At 42.8% G+C, this 26,240-nt stretch carries 24 protein-coding genes; 3 read left to right on the top strand and 21 right to left on the bottom strand.

Features of this window, described 5'->3' with window-relative positions; all coding sequences use genetic code 11:
* Nucleotides 1–39: 39 nt before the first annotated feature.
* Complete coding sequence (locus tag B151_RS0101080) at nt 40–1,152, top strand: vWA domain-containing protein (RefSeq protein ID WP_020401737.1); 1,113 nt, start codon at nt 40–42, stop codon at nt 1,150–1,152.
* 60 nt (nt 1,153–1,212) lie between these two features.
* Here the strand turns inward: B151_RS0101080 and B151_RS0101075 are convergent, their stop codons facing one another.
* From B151_RS0101075 to B151_RS0101000, 16 genes are all read right to left on the bottom strand, one after another.
* Nucleotides 1,213–1,758 carry an OmpH/Skp family outer membrane protein gene (locus B151_RS0101075; RefSeq protein WP_020401736.1) on the bottom strand — a complete coding sequence of 182 codons (546 nt, stop codon included), beginning with the start codon at nt 1,756–1,758 and terminating at the stop codon, nt 1,213–1,215.
* Nucleotides 1,759–1,783: 25 nt separating this feature from the next.
* Nucleotides 1,784–2,299 carry an OmpH/Skp family outer membrane protein gene (locus B151_RS0101070; protein ID WP_020401735.1) on the bottom strand — a complete coding sequence of 172 codons (516 nt, stop codon included), beginning with the start codon at nt 2,297–2,299 and terminating at the stop codon, nt 1,784–1,786.
* Nucleotides 2,300–2,347: 48 nt separating this feature from the next.
* Nucleotides 2,348–2,884, bottom strand: a complete 537-nt coding sequence (locus tag B151_RS0101065) for an OmpH/Skp family outer membrane protein (RefSeq protein ID WP_020401734.1) — start codon at nt 2,882–2,884, stop codon at nt 2,348–2,350.
* Nucleotides 2,884–5,349: an outer membrane protein assembly factor BamA gene (gene bamA / locus B151_RS0101060; protein ID WP_245550333.1), complete on the bottom strand. Its 2,466-nt coding sequence runs from the start codon at nt 5,347–5,349 to the stop codon at nt 2,884–2,886. Before bamA ends, B151_RS0101065 begins: the two co-directional genes overlap by 1 nt.
* 29 nt (nt 5,350–5,378) lie before the next feature.
* On the bottom strand, nt 5,379–6,206 hold the full coding sequence (locus B151_RS0101055) for an undecaprenyl pyrophosphate synthase (RefSeq protein ID WP_020401732.1): 828 nt from the start codon (nt 6,204–6,206) through the stop codon (nt 5,379–5,381).
* A gap of 73 nt (nt 6,207–6,279) precedes the next feature.
* Nucleotides 6,280–6,750, bottom strand: a complete 471-nt coding sequence (ribH, locus tag B151_RS0101050) for a 6,7-dimethyl-8-ribityllumazine synthase (RefSeq protein WP_020401731.1) — start codon at nt 6,748–6,750, stop codon at nt 6,280–6,282.
* A 1-nt stretch (nt 6,751) separates the two neighbouring features.
* The gene (locus tag B151_RS0101045; RefSeq protein WP_020401730.1) at nt 6,752–7,603 is read right to left on the bottom strand and encodes a PHP domain-containing protein; all 852 of its coding nucleotides are present in this window, start codon (nt 7,601–7,603) and stop codon (nt 6,752–6,754) included.
* A gap of 3 nt (nt 7,604–7,606) precedes the next feature.
* Entirely contained in the window at nt 7,607–9,247 is a 1,641-nt protein-coding gene (locus B151_RS0101040; RefSeq protein WP_020401729.1) for a S41 family peptidase, read from the bottom strand.
* A 6-nt stretch (nt 9,248–9,253) separates the two neighbouring features.
* A complete protein-coding gene (locus B151_RS0101035) occupies nt 9,254–11,263 on the bottom strand; it encodes a LysM peptidoglycan-binding domain-containing protein (protein WP_020401728.1) in 2,010 nt (669 codons plus the stop codon).
* 94 nt (nt 11,264–11,357) lie between these two features.
* Nucleotides 11,358–13,085: an NAD+ synthase gene (locus tag B151_RS0101030; protein WP_020401727.1), complete on the bottom strand. Its 1,728-nt coding sequence runs from the start codon at nt 13,083–13,085 to the stop codon at nt 11,358–11,360.
* A gap of 132 nt (nt 13,086–13,217) precedes the next feature.
* The gene (locus tag B151_RS0101025; RefSeq protein ID WP_020401726.1) at nt 13,218–14,582 is read right to left on the bottom strand and encodes an NAD-dependent succinate-semialdehyde dehydrogenase; all 1,365 of its coding nucleotides are present in this window, start codon (nt 14,580–14,582) and stop codon (nt 13,218–13,220) included.
* A 367-nt stretch (nt 14,583–14,949) separates the two neighbouring features.
* Complete coding sequence (locus tag B151_RS0101020) at nt 14,950–16,128, bottom strand: aspartate aminotransferase family protein (RefSeq protein WP_020401725.1); 1,179 nt, start codon at nt 16,126–16,128, stop codon at nt 14,950–14,952.
* A 116-nt stretch (nt 16,129–16,244) separates the two neighbouring features.
* A complete protein-coding gene (locus B151_RS0101015; protein ID WP_020401724.1) occupies nt 16,245–16,859 on the bottom strand; it encodes a thioredoxin family protein in 615 nt (204 codons plus the stop codon).
* Nucleotides 16,860–16,968: 109 nt separating this feature from the next.
* Nucleotides 16,969–18,168 carry a tRNA 2-thiouridine(34) synthase MnmA gene (gene mnmA, locus B151_RS17620; protein WP_020401723.1) on the bottom strand — a complete coding sequence of 400 codons (1,200 nt, stop codon included), beginning with the start codon at nt 18,166–18,168 and terminating at the stop codon, nt 16,969–16,971.
* A gap of 263 nt (nt 18,169–18,431) precedes the next feature.
* Nucleotides 18,432–19,298: a UbiA family prenyltransferase gene (locus B151_RS0101005; protein ID WP_020401722.1), complete on the bottom strand. Its 867-nt coding sequence runs from the start codon at nt 19,296–19,298 to the stop codon at nt 18,432–18,434.
* Nucleotides 19,299–19,368: 70 nt separating this feature from the next.
* A complete protein-coding gene (locus tag B151_RS0101000) occupies nt 19,369–20,634 on the bottom strand; it encodes a hypothetical protein (protein ID WP_020401721.1) in 1,266 nt (421 codons plus the stop codon).
* 146 nt (nt 20,635–20,780) lie between these two features.
* Here B151_RS0101000 and B151_RS0100995 point away from each other — a divergent pair, with 146 nt between their 5' ends.
* A complete protein-coding gene (locus B151_RS0100995; protein ID WP_020401720.1) occupies nt 20,781–21,677 on the top strand; it encodes a hypothetical protein in 897 nt (298 codons plus the stop codon).
* Between the two features lie 9 nt (nt 21,678–21,686).
* On the opposite strand, the gene B151_RS0100990 is transcribed toward B151_RS0100995, so the two are convergent.
* From B151_RS0100990 to B151_RS0100980, 3 genes are all read right to left on the bottom strand, one after another.
* A complete protein-coding gene (locus tag B151_RS0100990; RefSeq protein WP_020401719.1) occupies nt 21,687–21,944 on the bottom strand; it encodes a GIY-YIG nuclease family protein in 258 nt (85 codons plus the stop codon).
* Nucleotides 21,945–22,060: 116 nt separating this feature from the next.
* Nucleotides 22,061–22,516, bottom strand: coding sequence for a nuclear transport factor 2 family protein (locus tag B151_RS0100985; RefSeq protein WP_020401718.1), 456 nt, complete (start codon nt 22,514–22,516; stop codon nt 22,061–22,063).
* 108 nt (nt 22,517–22,624) lie between these two features.
* On the bottom strand, nt 22,625–23,644 hold the full coding sequence (locus B151_RS0100980; protein WP_020401717.1) for a threonine aldolase family protein: 1,020 nt from the start codon (nt 23,642–23,644) through the stop codon (nt 22,625–22,627).
* 136 nt (nt 23,645–23,780) lie between these two features.
* Between B151_RS0100980 and B151_RS0100975 the strand changes: the two genes are divergently transcribed.
* Nucleotides 23,781–24,944 (top strand): lycopene cyclase family protein, encoded by a 1,164-nt coding sequence (locus B151_RS0100975; RefSeq protein ID WP_020401716.1) that lies wholly within the window; start codon nt 23,781–23,783, stop codon nt 24,942–24,944.
* A gap of 137 nt (nt 24,945–25,081) precedes the next feature.
* Here B151_RS0100975 and B151_RS17615 read toward each other — a convergent pair whose 3' ends face one another.
* Both B151_RS17615 and B151_RS17610 read right to left on the bottom strand, forming a co-directional pair.
* Entirely contained in the window at nt 25,082–25,777 is a 696-nt protein-coding gene (locus B151_RS17615) for an RsmE family RNA methyltransferase (RefSeq protein WP_020401715.1), read from the bottom strand.
* 219 nt (nt 25,778–25,996) lie between these two features.
* Nucleotides 25,997–26,239, bottom strand: coding sequence for a hypothetical protein (locus B151_RS17610; protein WP_020401714.1), 243 nt, complete (start codon nt 26,237–26,239; stop codon nt 25,997–25,999).
* Between the last annotated feature and the right edge of the window lies 1 nt (nt 26,240).

Below are 26,240 nucleotides of genomic sequence, written 5' to 3'. Positions count from 1 at the left end.
TTCTTAAGTATTTGACTATATAAAGAGAAAAAGGACACTATGGATTTCAGATATTTTGAGTGGGATGAGCGCTTCGCAAAAAACAAGGGCAGATCTCCCTTCGATACTTTATGGGACCTGTTTCAGCAGCTTCTAACCATTTCCAGCGGCGATGTTTCTCAGGCATTGAAGTGGCTTGCTGAATTAGATCAGGAATATAGTATCACCGACCAATTTGAAGACGGGTATTCCCTGAGTGATTTTATCGAAGAGCTTCAGGAGCGGGGATATATCCAAAAAGAGGAAGCAGGTGAGAATCTGAGAATGACAAAGAAGACGGAACGCAGCCTCAGAAAGCGGTCTCTTGAAGAGATCTTTAAGAACCTGGAAAAAGGGGGATTGGGATCACATAAAACACCCCACACCGGGAAAGGACTTGAGAAGCAGCCTGAAACCCGAAAATGGAATCCCGGTGATGATATCGGGCAGATCGACAGTGTTGGCACCATGCTGAACATGCTCAATCACAGTTCATTGGATGCCTTTAATCTGCAGGAAGATGACCTTGAAGTGTATGAGACTGATCATTATACATCCGTAGCTACCGTATTACTCATTGACCTGAGCCACTCTATGATCCTTTACGGCGAAGACCGGATCACACCAGCCAAGAAAGTCGCAATGGCCCTTTCGGAACTGATCATGAATAATTATGCCAAGGATTCCCTTGATATTGTGGCGTTTGGAAACGAAGCCTGGCAAATTTCGGTAGATGATCTGCCCTATCTCAAAGTTGGCCCCTATCATACCAATACCAAACAAGGCCTTGAAGTAGCGCGACACATTCTGCAGCGAAAGAAATACGCCAATAAGCAGATCTTTATGATCACCGATGGAAAACCTTCCTGTATGCTTGAAAATGGAAGATTGTATAAAAACAGCTTTGGGCTGGATCGGAAGATCGTAAATAAGGTACTGGATGAAGCCGTAAAATGTAGGCGCGATCAAATTACGATCACCACATTTATGATTGCTCAGGATCCTTACTTGCAAAGTTTTGTACGAGAGATGACTGAAGCCAATAAGGGTAAGGCGTATTTTGCTTCATTGGATAATTTGGGAGGATATATTTTTGAAGATTATATCCGAAATCGAAAGAAAAATGTGAAATAAAAAAAGCCGCTCAATAAAAATTGAACGGCTTTTAAAATCCTTTCAGCAGATTGAGCTTTTTTAGTTAAAAACTCCCAATTCCTGCATTACTTCGTCGGTAATATCATATTTCTCCTGATATTCCTGTGATGCATACAAAATGATCTGATCGCCACTTGAGGTGGTCGTATTAAGTACATACGTAAGTCCCATTTCTTTGGCAACGGCGTCAATAGCTGAGCCAATCTGTGTGAACATCGGGCTTAATAACTCCTGGCGACGTTGTTGCAGGGCCGCTTCCGCTTCTTGCTGGGCAGTCATCAAATCTTGTTGCATCTGAGCCAGTCTTTCCTGCTCACGTTGGTTAGCTTCCTCGGTTCTAACACCGGCTTTTTGCTCATATTCAGAAACAGCAGCTTGCAGGTTTTGTTCTTGTTGTAACAATTCCTGTTGTTTCTGTTCTGCAAAATTTTGCAATCTTTTTTGGATAGCTGCCATTTCCGGCATTTTTGCTAAAACGGCTTGCGGATTAATAAATCCAATTTTCATTTCTTGTTGAGCTTTCGCAACATTTATTGTTGAAAAAGCAATAAAAAAGGAAATCAGTAATAGGCTTAATTTCTTCATCGTATCTTTTTTAGTGAGCTATAATTTAGTTTAGTTTTGCTAAAATTTCGTCGGTTACATCAAGGCTTTCGCTTTCGGCAAAGAAGATAATAGAATCTCCATAGGATGTACCCTCATTCAAAATAAGATCCAGTCCCATTTCTTCGGCAACCTCTTGCATCGCTGTGTTCATCTGTTCGATGATAGGAGCCATGAGTTCACTTCTCTTTTGCCGGATCTCATTCATCATTCCTTCACGCTGTTGCTCAAATTGCTGGTTTTTTTCCATCAATTCAGCCTCCCGAGAAGAACGCTCCTGTTGAGAGAGGGCAGACATGGCCTGCTCGTAATTTGCAAACTCCTGTTGTAATTGGGAAGCTCTTTCACCAAGTTCCTGATCCCGCTGCTCGATAAGCGCCTGGATCTGTTGATCTACTTCTTGAACTTGTGGAAGCTGGCTCAGTATTCGAGCCGGATTGGTATATCCTATTTTTACTTGTGCAAATGCGTCCTGTATTGAAAATACACTTATAAAAAGGACAATTGCCGTTAGTTTCTTCATTAGTTGTTACTTAGGTTTTTGTTTAATAATACGTTGTGAATTCAATTATTATTGGTTTTCCAACTCTATTCCCAATTCCAGTAAAATATCTTCATTGAGATTGTACTCGTTATTGGCGTAAACCATGTAAATGTCACCTGAGCGGTCGAAAACAAAATCAAAGTTTTGTTCTTCAGCTACTGCGCGTACAGCCGTATAAACTTGGCGTTGTATAGGTTCTAACAATTCTCGCTGGGTAGAAAAATATTCCCCTTCAGGACCAAACTTCTGAGCAAGAAAACGCTCTTTTTCTTGTTTCTTTTGGGCTATTTCCTGCTGTCTTTGTTTACGTATCTCCTCGGTATAAAGTATTTCCTTGGCTTCATAATCTTCCTCGAGCTCTTTGATTTCCTGTTCAAGCCCGGTCACCTGTTCTTTCCACTGACTGCTAAGCAAATCAAGTTGTTGCTGTATACCCTGATATTCCGGGATCTGCTCTAAAATAAAATCAGACTCATAAAATCCGATCTTTTGATCCTGAGCAGAAAGAGTACTCAAACCTATCAATAAAATTGCAACTGTTAAATATGAGATACGAGATTTCATTAGAATGGTGAACCTATGTTGAATAAGAATTCCCAGTTACCCGGCATGACATCATTGTTGGTATTAGGCACGTCTACACCATCAAGCCGATATCCATAGCTTAAATCAACCAAACCTAACACCGGTAAATACAAGCGAAGACCAAAACCAACCGACCGCTTTACCTTGAAAGGATCGAACGTATTAAAATCGAGGTAGGAATTACCTGCATCTGCAAAAGTATAAGGAATTATTTGAACTTGCTCGTTAGATACTGCAGGATATCTTAATTCTAATGAGTACTTGCTAAACATGGTACCCCCTACCTTTTCTCCATCAACAATTGGAGCTATACTTTGAATGGTGGATCCCGGATACCCTCTTAGATCGATATTATCGTATAAGAAACTCTGCCGCTGTTGCAGTTGCGTTCCCCCCAAAAGGAATTTGTTAAGATCGGTGCGCTTGTTCTTGGTGAAATATCCAATGTATCCATATTGCACCTGACTGGTAAGTACCAATTTATCCACCAATGGCGTATGGTTTTGGTATTCGGTACGGATCTTGTAGAATTCCGAGAAACTTGGCATTGGCGGTGCCGCTTCGAATGAAAGCGTAAATTTGGAGCCCGAATTCGGTAACATCGGATTATCAAGAGAATTTCTTTCCAGAACCTGCTTGATACTCAACAAATTGGAAGATCCTTCAGCGAAATAAGCTTCTGTACCCGAGACATTATAAAGCTGATAACCAACTACCGTTTGTGTGGAGAAGAAATCATCCGGCCATTTCAGGTATTTACCCATTGAGACAGAACTGGAGAATAACTCATTTCTTTCATTGACACCCCGATAGTTCAATAAGTTATAAGACACATTAAATCCTACGGAAGTAGGTTTTCCCCGGAACCATGGTTCCTGAAATCCAAAACTGTAGCTTTGATAACCTGTTCCGGTAACCTGTACGCCCAAAGATAATTTTTGACCGTCTCCGGTTGGTATCGGAGTCCATCCTCCTTTCTCAAAAGCTCTTTTTAAAGAAAAATTATTGAAATTTACCCGCGCTGAAAGAATCACGCCAATACTGGTACCTCCATAACCTCCGGAGAACTCAAAATTACTGGTGCTCTGAGTATCGTCCAGTCGGTACGTGATATCTACCGTCTTATTTTGCTGATCCGGAACCAGATCCGGCTCAATATTCTGCGGATCAAAAAAGCCTAACTGACTTAATTCCCGAACCGAACGGATGATAGCATCTCTACTGTAAGTATTGCCAGGGGTAGTTCTGAGCGTTCTGCGAACTACATCATCATGGGTTCTGGTATTCCCCACAAAATTAACTTGCTGTATAGTTGCGATCTCATCTTCGTAAATATCAAAATGAATATCTAAAGAATCATCGGCTACTTTTTCAATGGTGGGGACAGCCTGGAAGAACAAGTATCCGATATTTTGATAAAGACTCATGATATCAGAATTATCCTTGTTTATCGATGTATTCTGCTCAAATTTTTGTTCGTTGAAAATATCCCCTTTCTCGAAACCCAATGAAGCTGTAAGCTGCTCATCATTATATACGGTATTCCCTTCCCAAGTAATATTTCGAACCTTATACTGAGGCCCTTCTTCGATATTCAAAACCAACTTGAGGCCTTCCTTATCCTTGAAAAGTCCGTTGAATTCTTTTGTATAGATAGAATCTTTTACGATACGAACGTCCGCATATCCATTCTTACGATAGAAATCCAGCAGACTTTGCGTTCCTTCTTCGTACTCGTCCTCTTTGTATACCTTCTTTCCAAATATTTTCCACCAGGCATCTTCCTTAACCGGCTTCAGGTTCTTACGAAGCTTTCGGTCAGAGAAGCTTTCATTGCCTTTAAATTCAATGTCTTTGATCTCTAATCTCTCTCCGGCATCAATGTCAAAGATCAGCCGCAGGCGATCCTCAACGTCTTCCACCTCTTCTGTGGATACTTCTACTTCAGTAAACCAAAAACCTTTCTCCCGATAAAACCGCTTTATGGTGTTTATGGCTTGTCCTTTGGTGGCATCGGTTATAACGGAGCCCGGGGTGATTACCAAAAGATCCCGCAAATCACGTCTTTCCGAACGCTTGATCCCCTTCAGTTTGTATTCAAGAATACGTGGTTGTTCCGTAACCTCTATCAAAAACTGTATTTCACTGCCGGTACGCTGTGTAATATATACTTTGATGTCAGAAAATAATCCGGAATTGTACAGCCTTTCCACCGCTCTGGAGATCTGATCACCGGGATATACGATGGTACTGCCTTCCGTCAGCGAACTCGCATTAATGATAAACTGGCCGCGCGTCCGTTCATTACCCTGTACTTCCACCTTCGTAATGGTGTACTCGGCAGGAGTCAACGATGTTGGATCGGTTATTTCAACATCCTGGGCTTGAGTAAGAAATGAGGTGCATCCAAGTGTTATAAGAGTGGCAATAAATAGTCTTTTCAAAAGTAACAACGTGCCTTTTGGTTAAGTGCTTAAGATTTTTTGTTCAGTAAACGAGATGAAATGCTGTTTTCGTCTTTTTGTGGAGAAAGTTTTCCAAAACGACGGTCTCTTTGCTGGTAGGAACGAATGGCTTCATAGAGTTCATCTCTTCTAAAATCCGGCCAGTAGGTTTTGGTAATATAAAGTTCAGAATAGGCCAACTGCCATAGCAAAAAGTTACTGATCCGGTATTCTCCGCTGGTTCGAATAATCAAATCCGGATCCGGGATATCGGCGGTTGAAAGGTGATCTCCGATCATTTGGTCGTTGATAAGTTCGGGATCTAACCGTCCCTCGTTAACGTGACGAGCTATTTTCTTAACGGCTTCGGTAATATCCCATCGACCTGAATAACTCAACGCCAGGCAGAGTTCCAACCTTTCGTTGTCTTTGGTCAGCTCAACAGCTTCCTGAAGTTCAGTTTGACAATCTTTTGGAAAACGGTCCATCTGTCCTATGGTAGTTAACCGGATATCATTCTTATTCAGATTGTCTACTTCTTTCCGAAGAGAAGAAACCAATAACTTCATTAACCCGCGTACTTCAGTAGAGGGCCTTCCCCAATTCTCTGTTGAGAACGCATAAAGGGTAAGATATTTAACACCCAGCTGAGCACAGGATTCAGTTATATCCCTTACGGAATCGACTCCAACTTTATGACCATGCAGACGGATACTTCCTTTACTTTTGGCCCAGCGGCCGTTGCCATCCATTATTATTGCAATATGGACAGGAATTTCTCCGGCACTTTTCAGGTTTTCCTGATGCCGTTTATCTTTGTCCGTCTGTTTTGTCTTTGTTAAAGTGAGCTCTTTCAAATGTTTTTAGGGCTATTTTTGAAGCTTTGAAAATTAGAGCTTTGATCGTCCTTTATCAAGCCGTTTATAAGAGTCAAGACGATAGTTTTTGTTCCATTGAGATCATTTCAAGCAAAGCCAATGCGGCTTCACCACCTTTGTTCCCTTTTTCACCGGCTCTGTCCAGCGCTTGTTTAACGTCATCGGTAGTAAGAACTCCAAATGCTACCGGTTTATTATGTTTTATGATCAAATCTGTGATACCCCGGTTCACGGCATCACAAACATATTCAAAATGTGGAGTTCCGCCGCGTATCACTACTCCCAAAGCGATCACGCCAGCTACATCTCTGTGTTCCAATACTTTCTGAACAGCCAGAGGAATTTCATAAGAACCCGGGCATCTCACTACCGTGATATCGCCTTCATCTATACCATTACCTTTCAAAGCTTTTAATGCTCCTTCCAACATTTTTTCGGTGATCATGGAGTTCCACCTCGAAACCACAATTCCAATTTTCACTTTACCGGGTTTTGTATCTCCTTCGATCAATTCGTATGCCATATCATTCTTTAATTTCGATAATATTCTTTCGCTGTTCGGTCATTCTGAGTAACCGTTCTACATATTTGTACGCAATGGTTACAATTCCAACATTGGTATAACCGGCTTCTTTGTAATCATGAGAGTCGCTGCCACCGGTCATTAGCAAGTTCTCAGACTCGCACAATTCGGTATATTTTTTTTGCAAACTGAAATTATGGCTTGGATGAATGCACTCAATGCCATCAATGCCTGCATCTATAAATTTACGTATCTCATCTTCGGAATACAGCTTTCCCGGATGTGCTATAACGCTAGCCCCACCTACATTTTCGATAATGTCAATCACTTCACGATAATCAGGGTACGTATTCTCAATAGAGCCCAATTTTTGATTGCTTAGATAACGAATAAAAGCTTCTTTGTGAGAACTTACATATCCTTTTTGCATCAATACTCGTGCCAAATGGGGGCGTCCAATGTTGGCGCCATTAGCTTCTGCCCAAACTTCATCAAAATCTACATCAACCCCCGACTTTTTCACCGTCTCAATGATTCCCTTTATTCGTTCTCTCCGGGCTTTTTTTTGGGATCTTAGAAAATCTTCCAAATAATTGGTATCCGGATCAAAATTATATGCTAGAATGTGTGCTTCCTTATCACCTATGGTAGAGGTGATCTCAACCCCGGTAATTAATTCAATTCCCAGCTCTTCCGCTTTTTCTTTCGCCTCCCCATATGCCTGATAGGTATCATGATCTGTAATTGACAAACAGGCCAATTTTTTTTCTGAAGCCAATTCCACTGCTTCGGATGGCGTCATTTTTCCATCCGAACACGTGGTATGTATGTGAAGATCAGCCTTTGGAAGCATCCACTATTCTCCTGCCAAAAGCTTCTCTATTTCGGTGGAATTATTGATAAGATCAAGCGCTCTTATAACCTCAGGATCAGTCTTAAGGCCGGCTTTTATCCTCCCGGATTGCCCCGTAAACCTGGACATTAACTCCAGGTACAGGTTTCGGCGGATATCTTGTTCCGCTTCTGCAAAAATAAGCTCTTTCTCCTTTTCAATAGCTGACTTCAAAGACTCCAATCTGCTTTGTGCAGATTCAACCTTAGCAAGCTGTTCAGATAGTTCAGCTAGTAGTTTTTCAGCATCTGTTTGATATTCAAAATTGTTCGCAGTAAGAAATGCTTTGAAATCATCGAATATTTCATCTGGAAGCTCTTTGTACTCAAAGGTTTTATTTTGTGCTTCGAATGTTGTAGCAAAATCGAAGTACATACCCTGTTGCATAAGGGCAATTTCCAACATATTCAGCTTTCCGGTATCCACAGGAATGTCAGGCTCAATACCCCGTCCTTCATACACCGTTCTTCCGTTTCTTGTTTTGAACTCTTGGCGGGAAGAATCTCTCCGCACAACTGCATTCCTCCCCTGATGGGTGTATTGAACCGATTGAATACTTCTTCCGCTTGGAATGTAATACCGTGAAATGGTGATCTTCATCGAAGTATTGTAAGGCAAAGGTTTCACGATCTGTACAAGCCCCTTCCCAAAACTTTGCTCTCCCATGATCACTCCCCGGTCTAAGTCTTGGAGCGCTCCGGCTACTACTTCAGAAGCACTCGCACTGCCTCCATTCATCAAAACGATCACAGGCTTTTCAAACATCACTGATTCCCGAGTGGTAAAAGTTTGATTATACTCTGATACTCTTCCCCGGATATCCACAACCGTTATACCGGGCTGAATGAATTTATCAATGATCTTAACCGCTTCCTGCAAAATTCCGCCCGGGTTATCCCGCAGATCTAGTACCAAACCATTCAAGGCGTTATTTTCCATCAGTCCAAGCATGGCTTCCCTGACTTCCTCAGCTGAGTTATTTCCAAATTGAGTCAGCCTGATGTAACCGGTGTTATTATCTGTGCCTATAAAACCCGAGTATGACACATTCGATACTTCTATATTTTCACGGGTAAGTGTAAAATCAAGGGTTTGATCAAGCCCAAAACGTTGAATAGTGATGGTAACCTCTGAGCCAATTTCACCTTGAGTGAGCGTATTCACTTCCTCGGGTTGCAAATCTTCTGTTGAAACGCCGTCTATGGCAACGATCACATCGCCTGCCCGGATTCCAGCCTGGGCTGCTGGACCGCCATCGGCCGGGGCAACTACCACCACTTCCCCATCTCTATACCCAGCTTCAATGCCAATCCCGGCATAATTGCCACGCGACATGATCTCCGCTTGTTCATTTTGTGATTCACTGAACATTACGGTATAAGGATCAAGGGTTTCGGTCATTGCATCAATACCATGCCGCATAAGGATTTCCGGATCAACCTCATCCACATATTCCAGCGCAACGGTTTCATAAGCCTTACTGAATATGCTGAAGTTCTTTTTGATCAGGAAATAGATGTCATTCTGTTGTGCTGCAATTCCTGCTGAAGCTATCAACACGATTGCTGCAATAAAGCCCGCGGTATATTTCCCTTTCTTTCTCATTCGATCTTAGTTGGAAGAGATTCTAAGGGTCTGTCCAACATAAATTCGATTACCGGATATATTATTCAATCTTCGCAACTGACTGAGACTTACACCAAAGCTTTCAGCGATCTCACTTAAGGTATCATTTCTGCGAACAGTATATGTTGTGTAATTGTCGCTGTCGGTAGAAGTAGCAGAAGCTAAAAAGATATTCTCTCCGCTTCGCTGTCTTCGTTCAATAGCCTGTTTTTCAGCATAGCTTAGGGTATTCACTTTTTCATAATGATCCTTTCTGTTTTCAGGAACATAAACTGTCAATGATTGCCCCACACGTATGGTGTTCCCGATCCCATTCCAGGTTCGAATATTCCAGGCTCTGACGTCATACCATTCGGCAATATGTCCAACTGTATCCCCTGTTTTCACTTTATAAGTAACAGCCGTTGAATTAGCCGGCTTACTTACTTGTCTGCTTGAACTTCGGCTGGTATTTACGCTGCGTTGTTGGTTGGTAGGCTGATTTGCAGAAATTTGAGAAGCGGCTCCTCGTGGCAGAGGTACCACAATTTTTTGCCCGGGATAAATAGTACTGGACAGATTTTCATTAGAAGCGTACAATCCGGCTACGGTTGTTCCGTACTTTCTGGCGATAATTCCCAAAGATTCCCCGCTACGAACTGTATGCATAGCAATATTCTGACTCCTTTGCTCCTTGGGAATGTCATCATAATTTGCTAAAAACTCTTCTCTGGTATTCTTAGGGAGCTTGAGCGGATATTTACCTCCGGGAGGAGTAGCCCATCTTAGCAACTCAGGATTATATTCTTTCAATTCTGAAGTGGAAATTCCAGCTGCTTTTGCCAATTCAGATAATTCCATAAGCCCATCTACTTCTACTACCTCATAGCTGTAAGGTTCTCCGGGATAATTTTTCTGAAAGCCAAACTCTTCCGGATTCATGCCAATCATGGTTGTTGCAATGAAACCCGGTACATAACCACGAGTCTCTCTCGGTAAATATGGATATGCAGCCCAATAATCTTCAACACCACCTGCCCGATTAATAGCTCGCTTTAGACCCCTCGGGCTAATGTTGTAATTAGCCATGGCCAAATGCCAATCACCCCAAATATTGTACAGGTCCCTTAAATGTCGCGCCGCAGCCCGCGTTGCTTTTTCAGGATCACGGCGTTCATCAATCCACCAATTTACTTCCAAACCGTAAACAGAGCCGGTTGCGCGAATAAATTGCCACATTCCCACAGCAGCTGCCCAACTGCGTGCGTTGGGGTTCAACCCGCTTTCAATGAATGCCAAATAGGTTAACTCTTCAGGGACTTTTTCTTCCCGAAAAATCTTCCGCATCATAGGCTGATATTTTACTGCGCGTTGAAGCCAGGTTTCCATAACCTCAGGGCGGCGCAAAGTATAATAAACCAAATGGCGGTTTACCTTATCATTTTGAATCAAAGGTACATCTGTTTTGTTGAAGGTCAGGTCTTCCGGAAAATTATAATCATCCACCATCCAGCTGTCATCTTCAGAAAAAAGTTCTTCCTGTATAGCAAAGATCTCGCCTTCAGGTTCATTTCCTGTTTCTGAGATCCCATAAAACTGACGATACTCTGCAATAACCGAGCGATACAACTCTGTAAACCGGCGATCACCACGAATTTCGGGATAATCATCCAACAATCCCTGTGTTGCGGAAAGCGCATCGTTGATCTGCTCCTCAGCTTCCAAAGGATTATTATTAACCTGTGCCTCCATCGCTTTGATATGGATGCGATAGATATCAGACATCCGGCTCATTATATCTTTTTGGAAATTATCCAACTCCTGCATAGCCGGTTGCTGAGTTATTCCCTCATTATCATTTAACCCCTGCATTGGACTCCTGTAGTCTAACAGGCGCAGTGGCATATCTTTGATGGCGAGTGTATCTGATGAGTCTCGATCCTGAGCAAAAAGACCGGGTACTAAAAACATACAACAGGTTATGGCAACAGCCGTTTTCAGTAGCTTATTTATCATGAAATGAAGGTAATTTTTGAGAATTTTCAGGTTAAAGTACTAATAATTGTACTGAATTGGGAGCATTGAAGTACAGGAGCGCTAACGAATAAAATCAAGCTTTAGCGCCTTGATCTTTGAATTTTCTTGAATCGGTAAGTTCTTTTTCCAGACCGGTCCATTTTTGTACGATCGGCCAACGCCGTCCGAAACCAAAAGCTTTGGCAGAAACTTTAAGTCCCGGAGGAGCCTGATATCTTTTATGTTCATTCAAATCAACCATTCGCAGGATTTTATCTACCACTTCCTCCTCAAATCCGGAATTAATGATCTCCTCTCTCGACCGTTGTTCTTCAAGATAATATTTCAAAACCGTATCTAAAGTTCCATACTCAGGAAGCGAATCTGAATCTTTTTGATCCGGGCGTAATTCCGCGCTCGGGGGTTTTGAAATAATGGCTTGAGGTATGACCTCTTTTCTATAAAAATCTTTGTTCAACCAGCGACAAATATCAAATACCTCGGTTTTATACACATCGGAAATAACCGAAAGTCCCCCGGCCATATCTCCATAAAGCGTACAATAACCCACGGCCATTTCCGACTTGTTCCCAGTATTGAGCAACATATAACCGAATTTATTGGCCAGCGCCATTAGCAATACACCTCGTGAACGACTTTGCACATTTTCTTCTGCCACGCCAAAATCAGTTCCTTTAAAATAAGGGGCTAATGCATGGTTAAACGCCTCATAAATTTCCTTGATTGGAATTTCCAACAGCTCAATGCCCAGGTTCTCGGCCAGTTTCTCCGAATCACTTATACTCCCTTCCGATGAAAACTCAGACGGCATCGTCACCGCTTTTACGTTTTCGGCACCGAGTGCTTCTTTGGCAATCACGGCTGTTAATGCAGAGTCAATTCCGCCGCTCAATCCAAGAATCACTTTTTCAGCCGCTCCGGATTTCTGTAAATAATCGCGCACTCCCAACACCAAAGCTTCAAACATCACCTGCTCTTTGGGAGGATTCTCAAAATTCGTTTCTACTTCCGAGATGGCTTTCACTTCATTGTTTTGCGGGTTGAAGTGGATGTCGACCGCATCAGGGGTGAACCGTTTTGAGCGGGCTTTCATGATACCGGTTCCATCAAAGGCAAGAGAATCGCCATCAAAAATAAGCTCTGTTTGAGCCCCAACTGAGTTCACATAAAAAAGTGGCAATCCCAGATTCTTGGCATGCTTCTGGAGCATATTCTTCCGCGTCACCGGTTTGTTTTTATTGAATGGAGACGCTGAAATATTGATAATCGCCTTGGCTCCATTTTTAGCTAAGATTTCTGCCGGATTCTTATCGTAGATGTGATACTGTATATCATTATCATTAAACCAAATATCCTCGCAAACGGTAATTCCAAATGGAAATCCATTGATGATGACCGGCTCAAACTCATTCCCCGGTTCAAAATAGCGGAGATCATCAAAAACATCATAGGTTGGAAGAAGCGCTTTGTGCACGCGAGTAATTTCCTTTCCATGCTGAGCAACGATGGCCGAGTTGTACATCTTTCGCCCCATACCACTTATATTTTTGGTAATGGAGCCGAATATTACCGCCGTTTTTCCGGTCGCTTCAATAATTTCCTGATTTATCTCGTACAGCAAATCCCAAAATATTTCCCGCTCCAGCAAGTCCATTGACGGGTATCCACACGTCATAAGTTCAGGAAGTAGCAAAAGATCTATTCCATCTTCTTCAGCCTGATGTATGGCTTGTAAAATGAGCTCTTTATTTCCGGAAAGATCCCCAATCGTGGGATTCAGTTGTTCAAGTCGTATGCGCACAAATATTCGATTTGGTTCACTTAGAAGATACAGAGATTAGCATTTAAGTGATAAAGTGAATTCAGGATGAAAAATGAAAAAATAAAGATTAAAAATGGGTTACGAGAATTTTTAATTTTGAATGTTGAATTCTTAATTCCCAATGTAAACCGTTTTCGCATTCACAAATTCCCGAATTCCGTACAGACTCAATTCCCGTCCATACCCGGATTTTTTAATCCCTCCAAAAGGCAATCTTGGGTCTGATTTCACAAATTCATTTACAAAACAGCAGCCGGCTTCCAGCTTATTGGCTGCAATGTCTTCAGCTTTTTGCAGATCTTCCGAAAACACCGCAGCTCCCAATCCAAAACTGGTATCATTTGCTACTTTGATGGCCTGTTCTTCGTCTTTCACTTTAATAATGGCAGCCACCGGACCAAATAATTCCTCCTCATACGCCGGCATTCCCGGAGCTACTTTCTCCAAAATCGTGACGGGATAATAAGCACCCTTACCCTCCGGTTTTTGTCCGCCCAGCGTTAATTGAGCTCCATTTTTAACACTTTTCTGAACCTGATCATGCAACCCGTTTCTTAAATCTTCTCTCGCCTGCGGACCCACATCCGTATCTTCCTCAAATGGATCCCCCACTTTTTTCGATTTCATGATTTTGGTGAATTCTTCCACAAATTCATCGTACACTTTTTCAGTGACTATAAACCGCTTGGCGGCAATACAACTTTGTCCGCTGTTGATGAGCCGGGAAGTGGCACATGTTTCCGCTGCTTTTTTGACATCCGCATCTTCCAAAATCACGTATGGATCGCTCCCACCCAGTTCCAGAACCGTTTTCTTAAGGGTTTCTCCCGCCTGAGCCGCCACCGCTTTTCCGGCTCGTGTGCTTCCCGTAAGCGTAACAGCTGCAATTCCATCATGTTGAATCACTTCCTTCATTCCCGATTTATCCCTGACAATGGTTCTGAATAAGCCTCCCGGAATTCCAGCTTCATGGATGATCTTTTCGATCTCCAACGCACATCCGGTCGTATTTTCGGAATGTTTGAGGATCGCTCCATTCCCTGCCATGAGCGCCGGGGCAGCAAAACGGAATAATTGCCAGAATGGAAAGTTCCACGGCATAATTGCCAACACTACGCCAAGCGGATTGAAGGTCACATAGCTTTTGGAAGCATCGGTCGCGATGACATCATTCTCCAGAAAAGCTTCAGCATTATCCGCATAATATTCACAAACCCAGGCACACTTTTCGGCTTCTCCTACTCCCTGAGCTAATGGTTTTCCCATTTCCCTGGCCATCAGCTCAGCAAGTTCATTCTTGCGCTCTTTCAGGATCCCCGCGATCTTTCTAAGATAATCAGCTCGTTCTTCGAAACTTTTTTGCTTCCATCTCTGCTGAGCCATATTCGCTTTCTGGATAATGGAATCGATCTCCTTCATCTCCATTTCTTTGTACGTTCGCAGCGTTTTTCCGGTGGCAGGATTGATGGTTTTCATTGATCTATAACTTGTTTTGATTTCTCTATCTCACAAACAGTTAGTGAAGTGTAGGAATTCCGTATTTCTTTTGCCACGAAATCATTAAATGCGAAAGGTTTTTGTAAATGAATTATGATCATCTATCCTAAGTAACCAAAGAAAATTCTCCCTCAATGGAGGACTTTACATATCCCCCCTAATTTACCAGAAGTAGCATATGCATCATCAACATTCTGAATCAATAATATCTAAGAAATTGAATTCCAAAAATTTGTACGGGACAGGCACATATAAAGCGGATTAGGCTGATGGCGCGAAAAAGAGTATTTATCATTCTAAAAACTAATCCGTAACTATCCGCAGCATCCATCTCATCCGTGTTCCATTACGAATGCCTGCCAATTGCCTCCAAAATGAATTCCAGCACTTCATCCAACAATTCATCTTCAATAATGAGTGGAGGAGCAAGGCGAACCAATGTATTAGAATGCAACGTCCAGCCGAGTAAAATTCCCCGCTGAAAGCAATCTTCCACCACATTTTTGGTAAGTTCCCAGCTTTCGAGTTGTAGTCCGAGCATCGCTCCTTTTCCGCGGACTTCCATAATACCTTTGCCCTGAAGCTTCTCTTTGATGATCTGCTCGATTTCTTTAGCTCGCTGCATATAATTGCCGGAAAGCAACTCTTTTAGATTGGCATGAGCAGCTGCCGCAGAAACCGGATGACCTCCAAAGGTGGTAACATGATTCAATGGCGGATCGTATTTAAAACTCTGGAAAATTTCCTTCGAGGAAACAAAACCTCCGATCGGCATGCCACCGCCCATCGCCTTCGCCATGCAAAGGATATCAGGAACGACTTCGTATTCTTCAAAAGCAAACAGCTTCCCGGTACGTCCAAATCCACTTTGGATCTCGTCAAAGATCAACAACGCACCGGCTTCATCACATCGGTTTCGAATCTCCTGCAACCATTCTTTTTCCGCAGGAATGATGCCGCCTTCTCCCTGAATGGGTTCCATGATCACCGCAGCGGTTTTCTCGTCAATCAGATCTAAATTTTCAAAAGTATTGAATTTAAGAAAATGGACGTCTGGCAAAAGCGGTAAATATGGGTCACGATAAACATCTCTCCCCGTCACGCTTAAAGAGCCGTGTGTATCGCCGTGATAGCTGTTTTTAAATCCAATGAGCTTACTGCGACCGGTATATTTCTTGGCAAGTTTGAGTGCTCCTTCCGTAGCTTCGGTTCCTGAATTCACAAGGTACACTTGTTCTAGTTTCTCAGGAAGTTGTGTGGTCAGAAGCTCGGCAAAGTCAACCTGAGGCTGCTGCACAAATTCACCATATACCATCACATGCAAATGCTTATCCACTTGCTGGTGAATGGCTTCCACCACTTTCGGGTGTCGGTGCCCCAAACTGCTTACGGCAATCCCTGAAATAAAATCCACAAAACGTTTTCCATCTTTGGTAAAGATAAACGGGCCTTCGGCATGACTAACTTCCAGCCCCATAGGAGCATCGCTGGTTTGGGCAATATGACGGAGGAATTTATCGAGCATGGATTCTTAAATTGAAAATGACTTAGGATTCTTGAGGAATTCAAAATTAAAGATTCAAAATGAAAAATGGGTATGCCTGTTTAGGTAACCGGTTCCTGTCATTTCAAATCTTCCGGTTATTCCCACTCATCCAAAAGGGTGAGGAATTCTCGCTGGATGGTTTTTCCACGGTCTTTGGCATACCAAAGGTGCAGGTTTTCAACGGCTTCTTCGTTGGGGATATCGGGATTTTCACGCTCTGCTTTGTAGGTATCGTATGCAATTTTTGGGCGAGGCCCCCAGGTGCCAAGTACTTCCAGTGTTTCCTGATCTAATGCAACGAGTTTTGGAATGGAACGCGATCCATTTGTCAAAAAAGCATCCATGATCTCAGGGTTCTTATCCCGTAGAATAATTCGCAATGTGATGTTATCAGAAGCTTCCGCCATCTTATTGATGAATGGCAACGTTTGTGCTGCATCTCCACACCATCCTTCATTGATCACCAACCACATCATTTTTCGGGGGAATGATTGAAGCTTCTGGATCAGCTCCTCCGATAATTTTCCACGTTTGTCCCAACGACTGGTGCGCTGTAAATACATCTTGGTGTAATCCAGCATATTCTCACGGTTATCTTCGTTGGTGGTTCGATCCTCTTCAAATAATTTCTTCACCTGCTGATGATGGGTAGTGTAATCAACAGCTTTCTCCAGTAATTCAGGTGTAATAATTTCGGTAGTTAAAAACATTCGTTCTATAAAATTTTGGAAATTAAAAGTACGAGGATATGCAAGCTATGTTAAGTTTTGATGAAAGGTGATAAAATGATTTGGTAAAGACAGGCCCTCAAACCACTTATCAGATCGTGCTTGCAAGATCATTGACGTTTTTCGTTGGAAAAAATTCCTCATCCTGGAAGGCCTCTTCAATAATTCCACCACCCAGGCAAACATCACCATCATAAAAAACGACAGCCTGTCCCGGGGTCACAGCTTTTTCTTTCTTATCAAATTCTACTAAAAGATCCCCATTTCCGGATGGATGAAGTGATATCGTTGCGCCACGATCGGGCTGACGATAACGATACTTGATATTGCATTTCATTGGCAATTCAGGGGCACCTCCACCAATCCAGTTGATTTGTGAAGCGCGTAATCCGTTATAGTAAAGCGCCGGATGATCGCTGCCCTGCCCTACATACAACACATTCTGCTCTACATCTTTGCCGATCACATACCACGGCTGACCATTGCCTTCACCGCTACCGCCGATATTCAATCCGCGTCGCTGGCCGAGGGTGTAATACATCAATCCATCATGCTGGCCTTTTACGTTGCCATCAAGATCTCGCATTTCTCCGGGTTGAGCCGGAAGATATTGGCTGAGGAATTCCTTGAAATCGCGTTCCCCGATGAAGCAAATTCCGGTGCTGTCTTTTTTGTGAGCCGTTGCAAGTCCCGCCTCTTTGGCGATTTCACGTACATCATCCTTTTTCAGTTCTCCAAGTGGAAACATGGCGTTTTTAACCTGATGCTGCGCAAGCTGACTCAGGAAATACGACTGATCTTTCCCCTGATCCAGTCCTTTTAACATTATTCGATTGCCAGTTTCTGGGTCTGTAGTCAGGCGCGCATAATGTCCGGTAGCCACATGATCTGCTCCCAGTTGCATGGCATGATTAAGGAAGGCTTTAAATTTGATCTCTTTGTTGCACATCACATCCGGATTCGGAGTGCGACCGGCTTTGTATTCCTCCAGAAAATAGCTGAATACCCGATCCCAATACTCCTTCACAAAGTTGATGCTGTAATAGGGAATATCCAACTGACCGGAAACCCGAACCACATCCTTGAAGTCGATCTCGGCCGTGCAAACACCGTTTTCATCCTCTTCATCCCAATTCTTCATGAATAACCCGATTACATCAAATCCGGCTTCTTTTAGGAGCAAAGCTGCCACGGAACTATCCACTCCGCCCGACATCCCGATCACCACGCGCTCGCCCGGTTTTTGGGGTTTTGGAACTTTATCCAGCCATTTTTTAGAGATTGTTGGCATTACTTTGAATTTGGTTTGAGCCTCTTTATTTCAAGGGAGAAACGTGAAATAAATGGATTAATTGGGTTCGACATCTTGCATCCCCCGGTTTTTCATCTATAGATAAAAATCCTCCTCCTTCGAAGGGGTATTTTCTCCTATTTCAATCTGGAGACCGGTTGGAAGCTTTAGCTTTCAACCAAAGAGATGTCAGTGAAGTATAAAGATAAGGCTAATTCCCCACGAAATTAACTTATGATTCTCGATTGGTTTGATAGACTTCTTCAAAGCCAAAACGTCTTGTAACCGATGCATGCAAGTATGAAGATCACAAAGCTGAACGAGGCCAGAAATTTGATTTTCATGACAGCAGGATATTCATCAGGTTTTCCCTTCAGGCTCCAAACGAATATCGACAACGCAATGTAAGCCAACACATTCACCCCAACAAAAACATAGCCCATCATTGAGTTTTGCAGGAATAATCCCCAGCCCAAAATTGCTGATCCGATTGGGAAAAAAACCAAGAATAGTCGCTTTACTCCGATCAGTCCGAATCGTACGGCAAAGGTATGGTCATCACGGGCTGCATCTTCTTCGGTTTGAAAAACCTGTGAAACCGGATATAAGCTGAGCAGCACAAAGGCGACTCCAATCGCAATTGCATCCTCGAAAAAAGTAATGGGAAATCCGCCTGCAGCTAAAAATCCCATCAGAAATGAATTGGTTCCGGTGCTCACACCGATCGCTACTAAACTCAGCAACGGTTTTCCTTTCCAGCGGGCAAGTGGCGTAGAATACAACCAGAAAAACAGCATGCTAACGGCGTAAATAACGGCAAAATTCCAGTTAACTGAGATTGCCCAAACCAATCCAACATACTGCGTACCCATGGAAACCGGCCACATCCAGCGTTGCATTTTTGGGGGAGATTTGAGTCCGCCGATGGGACCTTCGTCCTTATCCCACCAGGAATTGTACGCCGTTGCTCCTCCAAACAATAATACATGTACATTCAGAAATTGAAGCCAGAATTGCTCCCAATTTACCTCTCCAATAAATAAAGCAGACAATAAATACCCACCGGAAAGGATAAAAAACTGGTAGTGCAGTCGGAGGTGAATGAGGAAATTTAGAAGTTGCCTTGCCATAGCTGATTATCGAATTCCTGAGGCTATTTTGCAACTCCGTCAACCGACATGCCTTATGTATACTTCGGAATCAAAACCTTGGGTTAACAACCTGATTAAAGATCGAACCAAAGGTATATTCCAATCCTATGAAAGCGCCATATGAATAGGAGGTAAATTGTTCCCGGAGGTTTAGCAGTTGCTCTGCATTACTCACGTCAGAAGCAGGAATATTTAATTGATTATTTATGATGGAATACCTGCCCGAAAGGCTCAGTTCAAGTCCTCTAAAAACCCTGAAATTGAGGTTCATATTTAAATAAAACCTATTTTTCTGCAGGTCATGAAGAAATGTGCGGTAATTAGCTCTCCCTGAAATTCCTCCCCAGGGCTTGGTAAAATCAATACGCGCCCTTAATTGCTGTTCAAGGAGTGTTTCCCGGTCTTTTAGGAAAATGGTGGTTTCACTGTAATCCCTAAATTCGGTTCCAACCAAATACACAAAAGAGATCTCACGTTCTGCATATTCTTCGTAGGGAAATACATTGTATTCTAAACCTGCACTTCCCATTACTGTGAGATCATAATTGTTTCGGGTCGAGTTTCGAACTTCCGTAAAAACCCCTGCCGACCAATGATCTGTGATAGAAAAAACCTGATCTGCACTAAAACGATGACTTCTTGTTATGTAAATAGATTCTTCCTCTACTCCATTTGAGTCTTCAATGGAAAAAGTTCGCTTGTTGAAATCATGGTCGTAGCGAAGGTTTGTTTTCATCCGCTCGGTTGTGCGATTAGCAGAAACCCCTCCATTAAAATAAAATGACTTTCTGGATTCCTCTCCGTCCATGGAGGTTCTTCCATTTATCTCAAATAACCAACTATTCCATGGATCTGCCCTTTTAACATCATTTGATGTACCAGTCGGTTTGTAGGTAATTTCAATTTCATCCACTACTTTTGTTTTGGTCACATACGGAAATAAAATGGTTCTTATATATCTGAGCAATCCCTTGCGCTCTTCATCATCGGTGTCAGAATTAAATGAAACATAAGACAGGGTCTGCCCCCTTCCATCGAAGCCCCCCTTTCCTATTAACCTTAGCGTGTATTCTATTCCGGCTCCGGTACCTGCTCGGGTTATCAGTAAATGAACCTGGGCATCTTCCCGGTCCCGAACGAAGTTTACAAATTTAACTTCATCTCTGATGTACGTTTCATAACAGCGACCACAGTCTAGGAATACCCTTAATTTTTCATTTGCATACTGCTTAGAGTTTTGTGCCACTACGAAACTTGAACATTGTCCAATTAGAAAGAATACAACAAAAATCAGAGCAAATTTTCTATTGAGCATAGACCATAATAGTAGAGATTATAAAGAGCGTTCAAGGATAAGCACACTTCAACTTTTCAACTGTAAGCAATTGCAAAAGAATTTTTAAGGCTGCTGGCTTAAGGCTTTGCGTTTTAAAGGGATTGTTAAATACGTATCTTTGAACAATGCAATCTGAAGTACTTGATTTACATACCGAGATACCCCTTTCTGAAGAAACCTGGAAAAAAGCTAAATCTTCTCATGAACAACGAGTCGATCAGCTTCTGGAGGAATACCTTGAAGCCCGCTCGCGACAAGAGAAAAACCCCGTCATGGATTTCTTATTTGAATATTATGCTTTTCGGCCGTCTAATTTGCGGAAGTGGTCGCCGGGGATTGGAGTGAATCTTTCTTTCTCTGATTTTCACACTCTTCCTGAAATTTCTGAGATCACCATAGATGGAGAAATAGCGTTTGTGGATCCCTCGCTTTTCCCGGAGAAGCGTATTTCATCCTTGCAGTGGATGTTGAAGATGTTGAAAAATACCCAGCAGAGTCGACCTTCTTTCGGGTGTTTTGGCATGCATGAATGGGCCATGGTGTATAAGACCAAGAATCCCCGCCACAACCAATTGCCTATGCGCATGGAGCCGGATGAACTGGCGGAGTTTGTAGAATCTCGGCCCCTGCTTTGCACTCATTTTGATGCGTTCCGGTTCTTTACCAAGCCCGCCAAACCGATGAACCGCTTTAAACTTTCCCGTGAAAAATTCCACGAAACGGAACAACCGGGCTGCATTCACTCTAACATGGATCTCTACAAATGGGCTTTCAAAATGTATCCGTGGATTCCAAGTTCACTTATCTTGAAAGCCTTTGAGTTAGCGGTTGAAGCGCGCCATATTGATATGCAGGCGAGTCCCTATGATTTGCGGGATCAGGGACTTCAGCCCATCAAAATTGAGACGGATACCGGACGCAAAGAATACAAGCAGAAACAGGAAATGATCTTTGAAAAGGGATTTCCGGTGCGGGAGAAGATCATACAGCACATGCAAGAACTGTTGTCGATAGTAGATTAGATTACATTTCTACGGCAAGGATTCTGTTATCAAGGCTTCTTTATCCTGTTTAGAAAACTGCTTGATCTCATATTCCCTGCTGCACGCTTCAGATTGATTTGCATGATGCTCTACAAAAACAACTTCTTTGGGTGTATGCGCCTTCAGGTATTTAGCCCCCTTGCCCTGCACATGTTGCTTCCAGCGACGAATCAGATTATTGGTGCATCCGGTATAAATGCTTCCATTGGTGCAGCGAATCATATATACAAACCATTCTGAATTCATGAAATACTGTATTTTACTTAATCGGCCTGTAATGATTTAACACGCAGGCAATTGTAAGTCGGGACATCTGAACTAAAAGCCTCATACAAAAGTAATTGGTAACAGGGTCGTAAAAATTATGAATGCTGATGATACACCTTAGCTACTACTTTCCAGCCGCTGTCAAATTTCAGGAGCGATAAATAGTCGGTGTAAATGTGTTTATCCCGATGATATAATTCCAATGTCACGGAAGCTGCATTTCCGGTCACGCTGATATTCACAAATTTAGGATCCCACACATTCTTTTTCGGATCAAAATTGGGATTGTTCTTACGCTTCTTGGTGCTTTCTATCCAACTGGAAATAGGATACCGGCTGATCTCTTCTCCCTTGGCAGAAAAGATCGCAAAGTCTTTATGAAAAGTATTGGCCATTGCTTCAGGATCGAGTTCATTGAAGGCTCCGTGCACATAACCCGTCAAAAGTACTTTTTTAATGGCCTCGGTATCCGAAGACTCCGGATTAAATATGCTTGCGGATAACGCTAAGCCGACGGTAAGTATCGAGAAAAGTAAGAATGGTTTTTTCATGACAGATCAGGTTTTTAAGGTTTAAATACTGACACGCTTTTTTTTGTGGCAGGTTACAAATTACCTTGAATATTTGCTTTCATGGCAGTCCTGCCACATATTTATTGATCATTTCCCAATCTCAGCCAATACCTCTTTTACCACTTCTACATCCTCATCTGAAATTTCGAAATGGAAAGTCGCCCGGATGGTGTTTGGGCCAAACTGTATCATACGAATACCATTTTCAGCAAGCTGTTCAAGTACCTGTTCTGCTGATTCGTTCACCGCATCGAATATGAGGATATTGGTTTGCAGCTTATTCATATCCACGGCGAGTTCTTTGCTATCAAAAATGACCTGAGCTACTTCCCGAGCCCGCCGGTGATCTTCTGCAAGCTTCTCCCAATTATTTTCCAGCGCATAATCAGCGGCTGCAGCCAATAATCCTACTTGTCTCATTCCTCCTCCCCACATCTTACGGAACCGACGAGCCTTGGCAATTCGCTCCTTGGAAGAAAGCAACATAGAGCCCACCGGAGCTCCCAAACCCTTGGAAAAGCAAACCGAAATAGTATCAGCAATTTCACCAAAAAACTCAGCTTCGATATCCGTAGCGGTTATTGCATTCCAAATACGTGCTCCATCCAAATGAACGAACAGCTCCTCCTGATCTGCAAATGCTTTGATCGATTTCAGCTCATCTTCCGAATAACACACGCCCCCACCTTTGTTGGTTGAGTTTTCCAGACAGATGACTTTAGTACGTGGTTCCCAGTCAAAATGTCCTCTTTTTGTATGTTGAAGGGCATCGGTGTCTAATTTCCCATCCTTGCCATTCAGCGTGCGAACTTGTACGCCAGATAGCGACGAAGCCGCTCCGGTTTCATAATTAAAAATATGCCCTTTTTCATCGATCAGTATCTCATCACCGGGCTCAGTCAACACCTTCACTCCCAATTGATTACTCATCGTACCGCTTGGAACAAACAGCCCTGCTTCCATGCCAAACATCCTCGCCACTTTCTCCTGAAAGGCATTCACGGTTTCATCTTCTCCGAACACATCGTCACCGACATGAGCCTGCATCATGGCATCAAGCATCTTGCTGGTTGGACGGGTAATCGTGTCGCTCCTTAAATCAATCATACTTTTATTTTGCTTTTTCATTTCGATGGAATATAATCAATACCTGTGGCGAAGCTAAGTCCTCGTCCCTACTAATCATGAAAAAAATTTTTAAAACCCAGAGGTCATTTGCAAGATTCTACCGGAGGCTTGATCGTTGAAAATTGAAGCAAAATATGATCTCATTATTGCAGGCGGTGGATTATCCGGGTTAAGTTTGGCCTGGTATCTCGCTCGCGGGGGTTATCAGGGTGAAGTGTTGGTTGTTGATTCAACCTTTGCGCCCCACAACGATAAAACCTGGTGCTTTTGGACCAACCGCGAACCTCCTTTCAAAGAGATCATATATAAAAGGTGGAAGAAGACGTGGGTTTCCGTACTAGACTACAGCACATTCCGATATTTGAATGAATACACCTATCACTGTATCCGAAGCGGAGATTTCCGGGAATATGTTTTGAGAGAACTAAAGAAGCATAGTAATTTTGACCTTCTGGAAGAGAATATCCTTGATTTTTCTGCGAACAAGAATAAAGCGGTTTTGTTGACCAAGAATGGGGATACGTATCTTGCAAACTATATCTTTCAGAGTGTTCTTAAACCTAAAAACCTTGACCGAAGTCAGATCAAGTATCAATTGATACAGCACTTCCTTGGATGGGAAGTTCACACTCACGAGTCTATGTTCGATCCGGAAACGTTCACCATCATGGATTTTGATAATGAGTTTTCTCCAGGTGTGGGTTTTATGTATGTATTACCCTATGCAGATAACAAGGCATTGCTCGAGTTCACCGTCTTTTCCAAAGAACCTTTGGATAAAAAGCGATACAAGCAGAAGATCCGGCACTATCTCTACCATAATTATGGGCTGGATAAAGAGCATTATGAAATTGGGAGAAAGGAATATGGTGAAATCCCCATGGAAGACCGTCCCCATGTGCCATTTTATGAAAACAACATTATCAACCTTGGAGCGGTCGGAGGCCAAACCAAGCCAAGCACCGGATATACCTTCACCAGAATACAGGACTATACACAGAAACTGGCTCAAAATATCATTCAAGGAAAGGATCCAATTCCTCCGCAACCGTCAAAATTCAAATATCGGTATTACGACCTGCTACTGCTACATATATTGGCCAATTCTACCGAAGAAAGCCTGCGTGTCTTCAGATCACTTTATAAGAAGAATTCTCTGGATGAGCTTTTCCGGTTCTTGGGTGAAGACAGCTCCTTTATACAGGACCTGAAAATCATGAGTTCCGTACCCTACACTCCCTTTTTTAAAGCCATTGGGAATAACTTGAGACTGAGGTGATTTGTGCTTTTTTCATCTCGTTCCCAAGCCTGTCTGCCGACAAAGGCAGGCTCCTGCTTCCTACTAAGTTGAACTTAGCTCCGATAGATCTGCAGCATGGAGGATGAATTGTTTTATGCTCCTTCAGAGCTTGAGATTTAGACCTGGAAGAGATACTGACTAAGCATGGCAGCCACGGCCGTTTCAGCTCGCAAACGGTTTTTCCCCAGAGATATAAATTCTGATTTTCTCGCTTTGCATAGTTCAATCTCCCGATCCGAAAATCCCCCTTCAGGACCAACTAATAACAAATTTTCTCTTTGTTGAAAAGCTTTGGGTTGAGCCGGAACTTCGGGGACATGTGCTGTTATTAAATGATGATCTTTGTAATGTTCCAAAACTTCATCCAAAGAATTCAGGATTACAATTTCGGGCAACCATCTTCGCTTACTTTGTTTGAAAGCACTTAGCGCTATAGACTTCAATCGATCTTCATTAATGCGGGAACGTTCGGAATGATCGGCATCAAAAATGCAGATCTGCCACGAATCCAGTTCCACTGCTTTTTCAACTGCGAACTCCAGCCGGTCTCGCTTTTTGATAGCTCCGAATGCCAGCACTTTTTTAATATCGGGTTCCGGATGGGGATAGGTTTCCTGAATCTCGGCCTGTACTAAATTTTTCGAAGCAGAGCGAACCGTAGTTTTATACAAATTTCCCCTCCCATCAGAAGCGTAGAGTTCATCACCCGCTTCAAATCGCAACACTTTAGCAGCATGACGTGCTTCCTGGTCAGTGAGCTCCAATTGATTCCCGATGATGTTTTTTGGATCTGTGTAAAAGATATTATCCATGATCTACATTGTTATATAACCGCAAAGGAAACAAAGGTTTCGCAGAGTGCGTTTTGTTTAAATCTCATTTCCAGGCTCCCACTAAACTCTTTCCCAAGCTCCTGCTTCCTGCACATAGAAGTTTGCCCGTTCAATCTGTGCCGGGATAGACTAATCATTTCGGAATCAACAAATTCTTCAGACGGATTCCAGCTGTCAAACGAAGAATCATTACAAACTTCAGTGTTCCTTGTCCGATGTTGAATGTTCGATGTTCCTGTAATGTGCGCCCGGTTCGAATTCGGTTTCGCCGGTTTTTAGCATCAATTCGATGTAGGGAATACAAAGACCGCAGCTGCAACTGCAAAATTTATCGGCTTGGAGTTCCTCCACCGTTTGGTATCCATTTTCTTCGGCGTACTCTTTGATCTCTGAAAAGTGCCGCTTGTGACAGATACACTTTGAAACCTTAAATCGTCCCATC

This window comes from Gracilimonas tropica DSM 19535 (assembly GCF_000375425.1).
GTDB classification, from domain to species: Bacteria; Bacteroidota; Rhodothermia; order Balneolales; family Balneolaceae; genus Gracilimonas; species Gracilimonas tropica.
This window is presented reverse-complemented; position numbering and strand designations above follow the sequence as displayed.

What these genes read in the sequence shown, in the direction of transcription:
- B151_RS0101000 (WP_020401721.1), bottom strand. Translation starts at nt 20,634, where the DNA reads ATGCTCAATAGAAAATTTGCTCTGATTTTTGTTGTATTCTTTCTAATT.
- B151_RS0101035 (WP_020401728.1), bottom strand. Translation starts at nt 11,263, where the DNA reads ATGATAAATAAGCTACTGAAAACGGCTGTTGCCATAACCTGTTGTATG.
- B151_RS0101065 (WP_020401734.1), bottom strand. Translation starts at nt 2,884, where the DNA reads ATGAAATCTCGTATCTCATATTTAACAGTTGCAATTTTATTGATAGGT.
- ribH (WP_020401731.1), bottom strand. Translation starts at nt 6,750, where the DNA reads ATGGCATACGAATTGATCGAAGGAGATACAAAACCCGGTAAAGTGAAA.
- B151_RS0100980 (WP_020401717.1), bottom strand. Translation starts at nt 23,644, where the DNA reads ATGATTGATTTAAGGAGCGACACGATTACCCGTCCAACCAGCAAGATG.
- B151_RS0101040 (WP_020401729.1), bottom strand. Translation starts at nt 9,247, where the DNA reads ATGAGAAAGAAAGGGAAATATACCGCGGGCTTTATTGCAGCAATCGTG.
- B151_RS0101025 (WP_020401726.1), bottom strand. Translation starts at nt 14,582, where the DNA reads ATGAAAACCATCAATCCTGCCACCGGAAAAACGCTGCGAACGTACAAA.
- B151_RS17610 (WP_020401714.1), bottom strand. Translation starts at nt 26,239, where the DNA reads ATGGGACGATTTAAGGTTTCAAAGTGTATCTGTCACAAGCGGCACTTT.
- B151_RS0101075 (WP_020401736.1), bottom strand. Translation starts at nt 1,758, where the DNA reads ATGAAGAAATTAAGCCTATTACTGATTTCCTTTTTTATTGCTTTTTCA.
- B151_RS0100985 (WP_020401718.1), bottom strand. Translation starts at nt 22,516, where the DNA reads ATGAAAAAACCATTCTTACTTTTCTCGATACTTACCGTCGGCTTAGCG.
- B151_RS0101045 (WP_020401730.1), bottom strand. Translation starts at nt 7,603, where the DNA reads ATGCTTCCAAAGGCTGATCTTCACATACATACCACGTGTTCGGATGGA.
- B151_RS0100995 (WP_020401720.1), top strand. Translation starts at nt 20,781, where the DNA reads ATGCAATCTGAAGTACTTGATTTACATACCGAGATACCCCTTTCTGAA.
- B151_RS17615 (WP_020401715.1), bottom strand. Translation starts at nt 25,777, where the DNA reads ATGGATAATATCTTTTACACAGATCCAAAAAACATCATCGGGAATCAA.
- mnmA (WP_020401723.1), bottom strand. Translation starts at nt 18,168, where the DNA reads ATGCCAACAATCTCTAAAAAATGGCTGGATAAAGTTCCAAAACCCCAA.
- B151_RS0101015 (WP_020401724.1), bottom strand. Translation starts at nt 16,859, where the DNA reads ATGTTTTTAACTACCGAAATTATTACACCTGAATTACTGGAGAAAGCT.
- B151_RS0101080 (WP_020401737.1), top strand. Translation starts at nt 40, where the DNA reads ATGGATTTCAGATATTTTGAGTGGGATGAGCGCTTCGCAAAAAACAAG.
- B151_RS0101070 (WP_020401735.1), bottom strand. Translation starts at nt 2,299, where the DNA reads ATGAAGAAACTAACGGCAATTGTCCTTTTTATAAGTGTATTTTCAATA.
- B151_RS0100990 (WP_020401719.1), bottom strand. Translation starts at nt 21,944, where the DNA reads ATGAATTCAGAATGGTTTGTATATATGATTCGCTGCACCAATGGAAGC.
- B151_RS0101005 (WP_020401722.1), bottom strand. Translation starts at nt 19,298, where the DNA reads ATGGCAAGGCAACTTCTAAATTTCCTCATTCACCTCCGACTGCACTAC.
- B151_RS0101020 (WP_020401725.1), bottom strand. Translation starts at nt 16,128, where the DNA reads ATGCTCGATAAATTCCTCCGTCATATTGCCCAAACCAGCGATGCTCCT.